Origin of the sequence: Bacillus sp. RC240, from assembly GCF_044907945.1 — a bacterium.
Taxonomy (GTDB): Bacteria; Bacillota; Bacilli; order Bacillales; family Bacillaceae_G; genus Bacillus_A; species Bacillus_A mycoides.
Genome location: NZ_JBIYCT010000001.1, coordinates 727,557 through 741,124, shown reverse-complemented (window position 1 = coordinate 741,124; position 13,568 = coordinate 727,557). Strand labels below are relative to the sequence as shown.

The following is a 13,568-nucleotide window of genomic DNA, read 5'->3' as shown; positions in this document are numbered from 1 at the left end:
GAAATTTTATTGATGTTCTTTAAAACAAAAAACATCCTCTTCCTTATTTTGCACACGGTTGTTCATTCACACTCTGTATACAATACTCCACAAGCGCATTCAACGGATTTATTATGTTCCTTCCTATTATATTTTCTACCCTTGTAGCAGCGTCTACCATCGATAATTGTGCAACTGAAAGCATTTCGTTTCTATCTTTCATAATTTCATATAAATACTTTTCTAATTTAACATCATGCTCTTCTTTACGACCTTGCATAATTAACTCAAATATCCCTTCTATCACTTCTACTTTTACTTGTATGGATTTATTATTCTGCCGAGCGTATTGTTTTAAACGTTCCATCGTTCCTGAAACCGTACGATTATTTGTAAAAAGTATTGTTTGTGGCTCTTCAACATGACAAATCATTTCAAAAAATGGCTCATCAATTTTCAATATAGGTATGTCTATTTTGAAATTCTCATCTAATAGCGTAATATAATCTGTACAAGTTAATAAAAGTGTATCTACATCACTTTTGGCTATATACTTTATAATATCTTTTAAATTATTCCGTGCTTGTTCTTTTTCAAAATCACAATCTTTTTTTAATATGCGTGATAAGATGGGATCTACAAAATGGAGTATTTCGATTCCAAAAGATTGCAACGCTCGGTCAATGTATTCAATATTTGAATGATGAGCATGTAAACAAGCTAATTTTTTCATACTTATCCTCCCTTTCTAAAACAAAAAACATGAATGAACCATTTTACATGCAGTTCCATACATTCAATTCTTGTTTCATTTTTTTAAACCTGCAAAACGTTGAAATCTTGCATATTTTTTTACAAACTTTCTTACGCTTGTAAAAAAGTTTTTTTGCATTTCCCCCTCTAAAATTGCTAATATAGTAGAGTAGAACTTTTATAGAGAGAAGGAAAATTATGCGCAATGGAATTCGGATGACAACTTTAATGAAAAGGGCTCTGTTGATATGCGTCGGGGTATTGTTTACATACGAAGCTGCTTATGGATCAACACATACTGCTCTAGCAAGTACAGAGGATGAAACTAAATCTGTTCAACTTGTAAGTGAAATTCAAACATCCCTAGCACCAAAAGAAGCTCCAAAACACTATAATGGGCAGGTTAGAAAAGTTGCTTACTTAACATTTGATGATGGTCCTGGAAAATACACAGCTGAGCTTTTAGATATGTTAAAAAGTGAAAATGCAAAAGCAACATTCTTCCTAATTGGTTCAAACGTGAAAGCTTTCCCTGATCTTGTAAAACGTGAAAATGCTGAAGGCCACTATGTTGGGATGCACAGTATGACTCATAACTACAAGAAGCTGTACACAGAAGGTCATTACGTTGATGAAATGAAAGAAGACCAAGGCTTAATCGCTGGTGTTCTAGGAAAATCACCAGTATTAACACGCCCTGCTTACGGCTCAATGCCAGGATTAAATGAAGCCCTTCGCAACAAAGTTGTAGAAAATGGTTTAAAAGTTTGGGACTGGACAATTGATTCATTAGACTGGAAATACAACAAAATGCCAGTAGACGCTGCATCTGCTAAAATCGTAGAAAACGTTCTACATGGTGCTACAAACCCAACAGAAGTTATTCTAATGCACGATATTCATCCACAATCAGTTAAAGCAGTACCTGGAATTATTAAAGGGCTGAAAGAAAGAGGATATGAATTAGAAGCCTATAATGAGAACGAACACTTCCCATTAAACTTCTGGCATGATAATCGTATGTAATAAAAAGACTTGATTCCCTCTTGTAGGTTATCAAGTCTTTTTTTATCGTTTTGGGAATTTCCTTTGTTGCTCTTCAATAGAACGAATAATATTCTCCCTATCCTCTTGAGTTATACCGATAGAAAATTCGTATTCTTCTTCCTTACACCATGTGGGGTTAAGTTCCAGCGATAAGCGAATAACAATGTTAAACTCCCCTGCTTTTCCCCCCATAAATTCAAACGCTAAATTTGGTTCTATGAAATCTAGTTCATTATATGTAGGGTTTGGTAAAGATTCAAACCATTTTATCATGTACTGTAAATCGTATGTTTGTAAAAAAGGATCCATCGTTTCAAAAACTTTATTTTCTTCTGATAGTTTCGCTTTTACTCTTAACCAATTTCTATCACACTCGTCTTTTGCATCTGCATATTGGTAATTTACAACCTCTAAATGTAATGATATTTTTTCATTTTTAAAATTCATGCATAGACTCCTTTTATTTACCCTATTTTGAAAATATACTTTTCTGTTTCAATATTGATCCTCAAGGAAAATCAAAAGATTTTACAAACAATCATAACACATTTTTTTCAAACCAATCCCTATTTCTTTTATTCAAATCCCCTCACTTTCTTACACTTTAATATTTAAATAAAAAGACTTGAATTCATAATTAGAATTCAAGTCTTTTTATGCTCTATTATTTAGAAAACATTCCCTAGCAATTTCGCAATTTCACTAATTAAAATACCAACAACAGCAAAGTCGGAATCACCGAATGTTGTATTTTCAAATCCTAATCCACCTAATATAGGTAATAATATAGCTGGTAGGAATGAGATTAATAATCCATTTACAAAAGCTCCAAGTATTGCTCCTCGTCTTCCTCCAGTTGCATTTCCAAATACAGCAGCTGTTGCCCCTGTGAAGAAATGAGGGATTAATCCTGGCACTATTACACTTAATCCGATAAACGGAAGAATAAACATAGATAGTAATCCAGCAATAAAACTTGTTAAAAAGCCAATAATAACTGCATTTGGCGCGAATGGGAAGATTGTTGGACAATCTAATGCTGGTTTGGCATTTGGTACAAGTTTATCTGCTATCCCTTTAAATGCAGGGACAATTTCTGCAATCAACATACGGACACCAGCTAGAATAATATATACACCCGCAGCGAATGTAATTGCTTGCATGAATGAATACACGAGATAATTTTGTCCGTTACTTAATTCTGTTTCGATAAAGTTTTTCCCAGCAAATGGTGCAACAATAAAGAATAACACAGCCATTGTTAATGACATAGAAACTGATGTATCACGTAAAAACCCTAATGACTTCGGTACTTTAATTTGTTCTGTAGATTTTTCCTTATTTCCAAATTTACTACCAACAAATCCTGCTGCTAAATACCCAACTGAACCGAAATGGCCAATTGCGATATCATCCATTCCCGTAATTTTTCTAACATACGGTTGAAGTAGAGCTGGAAAAATGACCATAAGTAATCCTAAAATAATAGACCCACTAATAACTAGTGAAGCGCCTTTCATCCCTGTAGTTGAAAATACAGCTGAAATTAAACATGCCATGAATAAGGTATGATGACCAGTTAAAAATACATATTTAAATCTTGTAAATCGTGCAATTAGTAAATTAGCAATCATCCCAAATACCATAATTAATGCCGTTTCTGTTCCTAAAGTTTGCTGTGCTATCGCAACAACAGCTTCGTTATTTGGAATAATCCCTTTAATATGAAATGCTTTATCAAATATTTTACCAAAAACATCTAAAGCCCCTATTAATATAGTGGCTCCGCCTCCTAAAACGACGAAGCCCATAATTGTTTTTAATGTTCCTGAAACTGTATCTGCAAAATTCTTTTTTTGCAATAGTAAACCACACATAGCAAACAATCCAACTAATATTGCAGGCTGTCCCAAAATATCTTTCATTATTAAATCAAACATAGCACTACTCCCCTTTCACCGTTTCTACATCAGGTGTTTTTGTAATGCTTCTTTAATTTCATTTAAATCTAGAATGTTTGTTAATCCAGCAACTGTGCGAGTACCATCTTCAAGGTTGCAAATGATATCTTTCGCACCTAAATATAGATCTGCTTGTTCTGATTTACTTGATGCTAAATCCGTATGAGAAACTTCAGCTTGCATACCAAGTTCAGTTAATATTTTCTTTACATTCATTTCTATAATAAAACTACTTCCTAATCCATTTCCACATACAACTAATACTTTTTTCATTTCAATCTCCCCTTTAATTAGAATATTTAGCTATCATTTCTAGCATTTTATCTTTTGAATTTGAATGCATTAACATTTCTATGTTCGTTGGTTCAGATAACATCTCACTTAATTGTGCCAATGCCTTCAAATGTGTCTCGTTATCTATAGCTGCTAATACAATAATTAAATTTACAGCATGCTCTTGTTTTTCTGAAAATAACACACCCTCTTTTAGTTGTAATAAACTCATCCCTAATTTTTTGACACCTGCTTCTGGACGAGCATGAGGTATAGCGATTTTAGGTGCAATTACAATATACGGGCCTAACTTCTTTACATTCGCAATCATTTCAGAAATATATTCTTCAGAAATATGTCCACTTTGTAATAAAGGTTCCGACGCAACACGAATTGCTTCCTCCCACGTCTCAACGTGATTCTCAAGCTCTATAAATTCTCTAGTTAATAGCTCGTTTAACATAGGCTTATATTTCTCCTCCTTATCAATATGTACCGGACCACTCATAAACTCTCTCAATTCATTTTTCAAAGATTTTTCATCTAAAATGTCTGTGTATTTTTGGATAATACCCATCATCATATCAACTGAATCATTTTGATTTTCGCCATATAAAGCTACATTGACTTTTCGTAGTAACGATGCTTTTTCGGAATCGGTCAAAATTGGATTTACCATAAAGATAGGAATTTTCCCCTTCTCCAGTTCAGTTGTAGTAATAATACAATCTACATCAAATGTATTTGATTCATATTCCCGCTTTGAAATGGCTTTTAAAATATCTACACTTGAAAACACTTGCTCTAATTGGTACTGCAACATACGTGATGTACCAATACCATTTGGACAAACAAGTAGCGCGGTTTTTCTTGGGCTGGGAACGATTCCCTCTTTCCTCATCCAAGCACCAAAGTGCATAGTAATATATGCCATTTCATCATCTGAAACTATTTTTCCAACATATTCTTCAAAATGATGAATTACTTTTTTTGTAAGAGTATATACTTCTTCATAATTTTGCTGGATTGTATAAAGTAATGGATTTTCTATTTCAATCCCGTACTTTACACGATAATATGCCGGTTTCATATGCAGATATAGGTCTGAAGCAAGTCCTTTAAAATCTTGAAATATAACACAAGCATAATGTTGAAAATCCTTTATCATATACCCGACCATTGAATGTATTCCATCAATCTCACTTTTTTCAAAGTCTTTTTGTTGAGCATTTACTTTTGCTCCTAACAAATGAGTCGTAATATAATAAATTTCATCTATTGGAAAACCCACGAAAAATACTCTTTCAAACTGTTTTGCAATATATTTTGCTGCTTCAAATTGTTTTGTTTCTCTTAGTACATCCTTTTCAGCATCTTCCATCTCAACACATTTTCCATTTACAATACGATTGCGGAATAAATACATGTAAACGCTTAAACTTTCAAGTACCTCATCTGTGTACTGGACCCCTAAAAGCTCTTCACAATTTGATAAAATATTTTTTATTATAAGAAGTTCCTCGTGATCTTTATTACCTTTTACATTTTTATTATCATTCGTAATATATTTCACATGCGATATTAAATATTCCCATCCATGCTTTGAAATTATTTGTGAAAGATTTAAGATTAATATATTTCGTTTTCCATGTTCATTCCCTATAATATTGTAGCCATGTTTACGATTAAAGTTTAATGCGAGCTTAAACTTCACTAACTCTGCTTTTATTTTTTTTAAGTCAGCAAGAGCAGTATTACGACTGACTTGCACAAGTTCTATTAAGTCTTCTAATAGAATCCTTTTCTCCATTGTTAGTATATAAAGAACCAGCAATATTTTTCGTTCATGTGGAGAATATTCATATTGGTTTGTTGTAAATCCATTTAACTTTTTTATCACTCTTTGCTTCGTTTCATTATCAAAACAGTAGCCTAAAGGGCGAATATATTCATATGAATTTAAATCCTCTGCAACTAACCAATCTTCTATTTTCTTCATATCATAATAAATTGTTCGCTTTGAAACTTGTATGACTTCCATTAATTGAGATACAGAAACATAGCTATCCGCTTGAATAATTTGCTGTAAAATACTTATACTTCGATTATCTAATATCATATATGATATACACCCTTTCTATACTTGTTCTTAAATAGAATTGCAAGTATAGATACTAACTTTGCAAAATTAGAGTTTGAAATCGCTTTCTATTAATATCTTATCTTGTATCTCTTCTAAAATTAAGTCCAAATTCTTGTTTATGCACAGTGCAATGATTGTACTTTCATTTAAAAATTTTACTATATACATGCGGCATATGAAATTATACAATACGATTTTTTATTTTAAAGACAATTTGTCAATCTAAGTGCGACAGTTCTTCCTGAAACCCTTCATGGGCAGTTTTCTGTATGAAGTAAGTGATGTGATAACTTCTACTTTATACGAAGCGATATGGGCTTTTTTCTTTAGGTGTCGCACTTAATAATACAATGTGTCGATACATAAAATATTTTTAACTCATTACCCTCTGTACATGAAATAAATTTGATTTGCAATATAATCTGAACTAAAGTGAAGTCCATTCCTTATCCACCACATGATAATACCTACCAATGAAGCTGTTTTAATATCAACCGCAACATAATCATTAGGCAAACCCTTTTTCGTATTCTCTCTTCTCGTTTCTATTAACTCTTTTAAAAATAAAAATAGTTGCTCCTCAAATTGATTCATTTTAAATAATATAAATAAATAATTTCGGTGGATATATAAATAATCAAGTAATTGTGTTAGCTTTTGTTTTTCTGATAAATCTTTTGCATGTATTAAATCGGTTATTTTATTTGAAAGTTCATTTGAAATCTCATTCGTGATTTGGTCTAGTAAATCTTGAATATCTTGATAATGTAAGTAAAAGGTTGTTCGGTTTAATCCTGCTTTTGTTGCGACTTTCTGAACCGTTAAACTTGAAATACTAGGATTCTCACATAGGAGAGAAAAAACAGCATTTTTAAACATTTCTCTTGAACGAACTGTACGAGGATCTTCTTTTTTAGGTGTAGACATTTTGAAACTCCTTTATAGATTTTCTCTTTACTTACTCGACAGTGCATACCTTCTATGTCGAGTAGTGAACATTTTCAACAAAACTGTTCATGGTCAAAGAAAATTTATTTTGTTACCATTAATTTTATCGACACAATGTCGATAAATCAAGACAACAATGAAGGAGTTTACCAATGCAAAAGGAAATATCAGAAAGAAATAAAAAAATTATATTAATTGTGCTCATTTCCGGTTGTTTTTTATCAACATTAAATCAGACGCTATTAAATGTAGCGATGAGTAATCTAATGGAAGTATTTGATGTTACGGCCGCTACAGTTCAATGGCTATCAACAGGCTTTATGCTCATAAATGGTGTTCTCGTGCCAATTACGGCATTTTTAATGAAGCGATTTACAACAAGGCAGCTATTTATTAGCTCGATGCTCTCTTTGTTTATTGGGACTGTTCTCTGCGCATGTGCCATGAATTTTGGCATTTTGTTAACAGGAAGAATGATTCAAGCAGTTGGGGCAGGAATTATTATGCCACTAATGATGACAGTTATTTTATATTTATACCCTAGTGAAAAGCGTGGCAGTATTATGGGAACCATCGGTTTCGCCATAATTTTCGCGCCAGCCATCGCTCCACCATTATCTGGCTTTATTATTGAATATGTATCATGGAGATGGTTATTTATTGGATTAGCTCCATTTGTATTAATCGTTATTATTCTCGCGCTAAAATATTTAATGAATGTTGCTGAGACAACAAAAGCAAAATTAGATATCGTAAGTGTCATTTTATCAACGATTGGCTTTGGTTGTATTATATTTGGATTTAGTAGTGCAGGAAGTAAAGGATGGGATCATCCAGTTGTTATTACTACAATTATCATCGGAATAATTGTTACAACCCTATTCTGTTTACGTCAAATAAAGTCTAGCGATCCACTATTAAATTTATCCGTATTTAAATATAAAATTTTCACTCTTACATCAGTCATTAACGTACTCATTACGATGATTATGTATGCTGATTTAATTCTTTTACCGATTTACTTGCAAAATGGACGAGGTTTTACTGCTTTTGAATCAGGTTTACTTCTATTACCTGGAGCTGTGATTAATGCCTTCTTATCACCTATCACAGGTAAAATGTTTGATAAATATGGGGCGAAACCACTCTTTATTACAGGTTTAATATGTATCATTATATCTATGTGGGGTGTAATTGATTTGACCGAATCCACCACTTATATGTATTTAATGGTTCGTACCATTATTCTACGTATTGGACTAAGTTTCATTTCGATGCCTTTAAATACAGCAGGTTTAAACGCTTTACCAAGAGAACTGGGTTCACATGGTTCTGCAGTGAATAATACCGTACGTCAATTAGCAGGTGCTATTGGAACAGCAGTTATTATCACGGTATACACAATTCAATCAACTTCACATGCTTCGCAGTTATCTAGTGAAAATGGAAACATTTCAGTTATGCAAGTAAAGAAATTATCTTCTATCTTCAGCTCAAGTGATGCCTACGTATTTATGTTAGTCTTATCTTTTGTAGCTTTGATTATCGCATGTTTCATGCCTAAAAAAGTAGCACTCCAAAAATCTGAAAGTAAATCTTAAAACAAAAAATCCTACTCGTTTTCTATACGAGTAGGATTTTTTGTTATTTATTTTGTTTCCCCGTCTTCAGTCGTCTTCACCTTCGTTTTATTTTTATCACGATGGTTATAGTTGTACTTAGAACGCTCTACTGGAGTGAAGCCTTCTGGTGTGTAGAATCGTAATAAGTCGCCGTTAACAACTTGGTCAGAGTATTTTAGTGATTTTTGAACCATTTGTTCATTTTGTTTTATTTCGTCTGTAAATTCTACTGGATTTCCAGTCGCTGTATCATAGTATTTGCCGTTCAGTGCAGTCACTGTTGGACTTACATAGTTACCGTTACGGAAAGGAACGACTTGTTTATGATCTGGCGATAATAAATCTGATCCGAATTGGACATAATTCTTTGTATCTGTACCTAGTAAGTGTAATAAAGTTGGAAGAACGTCAATTTCTCCGCCATATTGATGTTGTATGCCGCCTTTCATTCCTGGTACGCGAATGATTAATGGTACACGTTGTAATTGAGCATTTTCAAATGAGTTCATTTCTTTACCCATTATTTGAGACATTGCTGCGCCATGATTATCTGAAATACCGTAATGGTCACCGTACATAACGATAATTGAGTTATCGTATAAACCAGATTGTTTCAAGTAATCCATGAAGCCTTTTACAGATTCATCTAAATAACGTGCTGTTTGGAAATACGTATCTACAGATGAATCACCTGTTTTCGCTGGTTCAATTGTCGCTTCCGCTTTATCAATTGGATAAGGGAAATGGTTCGATAACGTAATAAATTTTGAATAGAACGGTTGTTTTAACGTTTGTAATAATGGAATGGATTCATTAAAGAACGGTTTATCTTTTAACCCATAGTTTACTACATCTTTTTCGTTCATATCATAGTATGACGCATCAAAGAATTTATTAAAACCAAACGATTTATAAATTTCATCACGGTTCCAGAACGTTTTGTAGTTACCGTGGAACACTGCTGATGTGTATCCTTGTTGACCTAAAATAGCTGGTGCTGATTGATACGTGTTATTAGCTTTATTTGTAAAAACAGATCCTTGCGGTAATCCAAACATTGAGTTCTCTAACATGAACTCCGCATCAGATGTTTTACCTTGTCCTGTTTGATGGAAGAAGTTATCAAAGTATAACGTATTCGCATCTTTTGTAAATGAGTTTAAGAATGGTGTAACCTCTTGACCATTTAGCTTGTAGTTTAGTAAAAAGTTTTGGAATGACTCTAAATGAATATAAATTACGTTCATTCCTTTTCCTTTACCAAAATACTCAGGATTTGGACTTGCATAAGTTGATGTAAGATAGTTTCTAACTTCTGTCATATTATCTCCATCCGCTAATGCTCGTTCTGTTGATGCTTTCGCACTTTGAATACCATCATAAATCGTAAAGTTGTACGCCCCTAAATATTTCACGATATAATTGCGGTCAAATGTTCTTGTTAACAATTCAGGACGGTCAGATTCTGCCAGACCTAAGTTAACGCTAAAGAATAAAATACCTGCTACAAATACTAGCGATAATTTATGCTTCGCAACACGGATTGGTTTAGGATTTACAAATTTCGTTGCGACTAAAACAATTAAAATGATTGTATCTAAGAAATATAGTGGGTCATATAAGTGTAGCAATGCAAAAATACTACCACCTAAATCTCCAAAGTTATTCGTTTGTGTTAATGTCGGGAACGTAATAAAGTCGCTGAAAAAGCGATAATATACTACGTTGGCATATAAAAGTATAGACATTAGCAAATTAATAATAATTAACCAAATGTAAGCTCGTTTCCCTTTCGCGAATAGTGCGAGCCCTAAAAATAGAACTGCTGAGCTTAACGGGTTGAAAAACAGTAAGAACTTTTGGATTGTGTTCGATATCCCTAAATTAAATTCTGTCACATATGCTGCATATGTTTTTAACCAAAGTAAAATAACGGCAAATACGAAAAATCCAAAATGATTACTTAATACTCGTTTACTCTTTAATAAAAATTGTTGCATCTCTCCACCTCTTTTGATCATCCAAGGCTTATTTTATATAAGTCTGTCTCTCTATTTAATTTTTCTTCTTCAAATAGATTTTATTTGTTTAACTATATGAAGAATATTAGTAATTATAATTTGTAGCTTTTATTTATTCAACTATTTCTTTTTAAACATTTTGACTTTGGTTTCTATTTTACAAAATACATTTGTAACATTTCCTGTTTTCTCCCAGGGGCCCATCCACTAATTATGACTCCACAAACTATAATCCTTTATTTCCTCATTTGCAAACTAATCTATCTCCAATTTTGGTACATTCATGTAAACTACCCAATTTCATAAAATAAAAAGTGTAGTTTGGGCAATTTGCTCAAACTACACTTTTTCGACTACCGTTTATCATCCTTTGTAGCTATTCCCTCTTCTTTTAAACAACTCTTTAAGTCCCATGAACATTACATTCCAACCATGTTCAGAGCCATCATGACACCCCTCTAAAGCTTTTTCAACATCATATTTTGTCCAATCTTCTTCATGAGCAACGATTATATTTTGTGAAAATATCATTTTAAACCCTTGTTGTTTCTCTTTTATTTCAACTGTGTTTTTATCTAATAATTCACTAAACTGCGGCGTTTTTAATGTAAATACTAATTTTTTTTAGGACGATTCATTTCGATATATTCCCCAATTGCTCGATAATCTTTTCCGCCACGATGATCAATAATTTCCCAACTCCCTCCTACTTCAGGAGTATTTCCCGTTACTTTATCCGTCCCTTCCAATGTAAAAAACCATTTCTTCATCATTTCAGGGTTTATCCACGCTTCAAAAATTTCTTACCTTCGCTAATGTTATTTTTGAATAATTATTCATTTTAATCCTTCCCCCACTTTATATTAAAACGAATATTTGTTTACTTAAAAAACCCCCGCTCTCATAAAAGAGAGCGGGGGTTTTAATCATTCATTATTGACCTTTGTACATTGCATCAACTTGTTTTTGAAGTTCTTCATTTTCTAAGAACTCATCATACGTCGCTACCTTATCAACTACACCGTTTGGCGTTACTTCGATAATACGGTTTGCAATTGTTTGTACGAACTGATGGTCATGAGAAGTGAATAGTAATGTTCCTTTAAATGTGATTAAACCGTTGTTTAATGCTGTAATAGACTCAAGGTCTAAATGGTTCGTTGGATCATCTAATGTTAATACGTTTGCACCGCTTAACATCATTTTAGATAACATACAACGAACTTTTTCTCCTCCAGATAAAACAGAAACGTTTTTCTTTACTTCTTCACCAGAGAATAGCATACGGCCTAAGAAACCACGTAAGAAACTTTCTGATTCATCTTGTGGAGAGAACTGACGTAACCAATCAATTAAAGTGTAATCACTGTTCTCGAAGTACTCAGAGTTATCTCTTGGGAAATGAGCTTGAGATGTTGTTACACCCCATTTGAATGAACCGCTATCTGGCTCCATTTCACCCATAAGAATTTTAAATAATGTTGTCATTGCAATATCGTTACGGCCGATAAATGCAACTTTATCACCTTTATTTAAAGTGAAGTTCACATTATCTAATACTTTTTCTCCGTCGATTGTTTTAGAAATACCTTCAACCGTTAATAAGTCATTTCCTACTTCACGCTCTGGTGTGAAACCAACGAACGGATAACGACGTGATGACGGTCTAATATCATCTAATGTAATTTTATCTAATAATTTTTTACGAGAAGTTGCTTGCTTCGCTTTAGATGCGTTTGAGCTAAAGCGCGCAATAAAGTTTTGTAACTCTTTTACTTTCTCTTCTTTTTTCTTGTTAGAATCTTGCGTTAGTTTTAATGCTAATTGGCTTGACTCATACCAGAAGTCATAGTTACCAACGTATAATTGAATTTTACCGAAATCAAGATCAGCCATGTGCGTACATACTTTATTTAAGAAGTGACGGTCATGGGATACAACGATAACTGTATTATCAAAGTTCATTAAGAAGTTTTCTAACCATTGAATCGCTTTTAAGTCCAAATGGTTGGTAGGCTCATCTAGTAATAGAATGTCAGGTTGACCGAATAAAGCTTGAGCAAGTAATACTTTTACTTTCTCTGCCCCTGTTAATTCAGACATCTTTTTATCATGAATATCTTCGCCGATACCTAATCCTTTTAGAAGGATTGCAGCTTCTGACTCAGCTTCCCAACCGTTTAGCTCAGCGAACTCACCTTCAAGTTCTGCAGCACGCATGCCATCTTCATCACTAAAGTCTTCTTTCATGTAAATTGCATTTTTCTCTTGCATTACTTTATAAAGACGTGTGTGACCCATCATTACTGTTTCTAGTGCAGGGAACTCTTCATATTCGAAGTGATTCTGTTTTAATACTGCTAGACGCTCACCTGGCGTAATATGTATGTCACCTGTTGATTGGTCAATTTCTCCAGATAAAATCTTTAGAAATGTTGATTTACCAGCACCGTTTGCTCCAATTAAACCATAGCAATTACCTGGCGTGAATTTTATGTTAACATCTTCAAATAATTTGCGATCTGCGAAACGCAAACTAACGTTACTTACTGTAATCATTTGTGTCCTCCTACTAATACCGCTTATTTCAGCGTTTTCTCACCGATTGTCTTAAAAAATCGCATATTACGACTCAATTATTGTAGACTATAGCTATTATATAGTAGAAGCTGGATGAATAGCAACGGTTGATTAGCTTTCTACAATGAAATCGAATAGTTTTTATCCATTCCCCTAGTTATTTTTTGTATATCATCGACCTCTTTCTAATATCCCCATTCGCTTCTCATTCTGTAATACATTAGATCATTTTTTCATTTCA

Annotated in this window: 12 protein-coding genes; 2 read left to right on the top strand and 10 right to left on the bottom strand. The window is 33.2% G+C overall.

Annotated elements, in window-relative coordinates; all coding sequences use genetic code 11:
* Positions 1 to 43 precede the first annotated feature (43 nt).
* A complete protein-coding gene (locus ABH955_RS03785; RefSeq protein WP_113937532.1) occupies positions 44 to 712 on the bottom strand; it encodes a hypothetical protein in 669 nt (222 codons plus the stop codon).
* Positions 713 to 930: 218 nt separating this feature from the next.
* Between ABH955_RS03785 and ABH955_RS03780 the strand changes: the two genes are divergently transcribed.
* Positions 931 to 1,758 carry a peptidoglycan-N-acetylglucosamine deacetylase gene (locus ABH955_RS03780; protein ID WP_113937533.1) on the top strand — a complete coding sequence of 276 codons (828 nt, stop codon included), beginning with the start codon at positions 931 to 933 and terminating at the stop codon, positions 1,756 to 1,758.
* Positions 1,759 to 1,800: 42 nt separating this feature from the next.
* Here ABH955_RS03780 and ABH955_RS03775 read toward each other — a convergent pair whose 3' ends face one another.
* The 5 genes from ABH955_RS03775 to ABH955_RS03755 form a co-directional block, all read right to left on the bottom strand.
* Positions 1,801 to 2,226 (bottom strand): WapI family immunity protein, encoded by a 426-nt coding sequence (locus ABH955_RS03775; RefSeq protein ID WP_404453464.1) that lies wholly within the window; start codon positions 2,224 to 2,226, stop codon positions 1,801 to 1,803.
* Between the two features lie 221 nt (positions 2,227 to 2,447).
* The gene (locus ABH955_RS03770) at positions 2,448 to 3,719 is read right to left on the bottom strand and encodes a PTS ascorbate transporter subunit IIC (RefSeq protein WP_000459912.1); all 1,272 of its coding nucleotides are present in this window, start codon (positions 3,717 to 3,719) and stop codon (positions 2,448 to 2,450) included.
* Positions 3,720 to 3,743: 24 nt separating this feature from the next.
* The gene (locus tag ABH955_RS03765; protein WP_000757313.1) at positions 3,744 to 4,013 is read right to left on the bottom strand and encodes a PTS sugar transporter subunit IIB; all 270 of its coding nucleotides are present in this window, start codon (positions 4,011 to 4,013) and stop codon (positions 3,744 to 3,746) included.
* Between the two features lie 13 nt (positions 4,014 to 4,026).
* A complete protein-coding gene (locus tag ABH955_RS03760; RefSeq protein WP_404453461.1) occupies positions 4,027 to 6,132 on the bottom strand; it encodes a BglG family transcription antiterminator in 2,106 nt (701 codons plus the stop codon).
* 405 nt (positions 6,133 to 6,537) lie between these two features.
* Positions 6,538 to 7,083, bottom strand: coding sequence for a TetR/AcrR family transcriptional regulator (locus ABH955_RS03755; protein ID WP_404453458.1), 546 nt, complete (start codon positions 7,081 to 7,083; stop codon positions 6,538 to 6,540).
* Positions 7,084 to 7,256: 173 nt separating this feature from the next.
* Between ABH955_RS03755 and ABH955_RS03750 the strand changes: the two genes are divergently transcribed.
* The gene (locus ABH955_RS03750) at positions 7,257 to 8,705 is read left to right on the top strand and encodes a DHA2 family efflux MFS transporter permease subunit (protein WP_404453455.1); all 1,449 of its coding nucleotides are present in this window, start codon (positions 7,257 to 7,259) and stop codon (positions 8,703 to 8,705) included.
* Positions 8,706 to 8,752: 47 nt separating this feature from the next.
* Here ABH955_RS03750 and ltaS read toward each other — a convergent pair whose 3' ends face one another.
* From ltaS to ABH955_RS03730, 4 genes are all read right to left on the bottom strand, one after another.
* On the bottom strand, positions 8,753 to 10,726 hold the full coding sequence (ltaS, locus tag ABH955_RS03745; RefSeq protein WP_113937537.1) for a lipoteichoic acid synthase: 1,974 nt from the start codon (positions 10,724 to 10,726) through the stop codon (positions 8,753 to 8,755).
* Between the two features lie 384 nt (positions 10,727 to 11,110).
* Positions 11,111 to 11,278, bottom strand: coding sequence for an ATPase (locus ABH955_RS03740; protein WP_404447110.1), 168 nt, complete (start codon positions 11,276 to 11,278; stop codon positions 11,111 to 11,113).
* Positions 11,279 to 11,361: 83 nt separating this feature from the next.
* Positions 11,362 to 11,520: an SRPBCC family protein gene (locus ABH955_RS03735; protein ID WP_002084908.1), complete on the bottom strand. Its 159-nt coding sequence runs from the start codon at positions 11,518 to 11,520 to the stop codon at positions 11,362 to 11,364.
* A gap of 160 nt (positions 11,521 to 11,680) precedes the next feature.
* Entirely contained in the window at positions 11,681 to 13,306 is a 1,626-nt protein-coding gene (locus tag ABH955_RS03730) for an ABC-F family ATP-binding cassette domain-containing protein (RefSeq protein ID WP_002013447.1), read from the bottom strand.
* Positions 13,307 to 13,568: the final 262 nt, after the last annotated feature.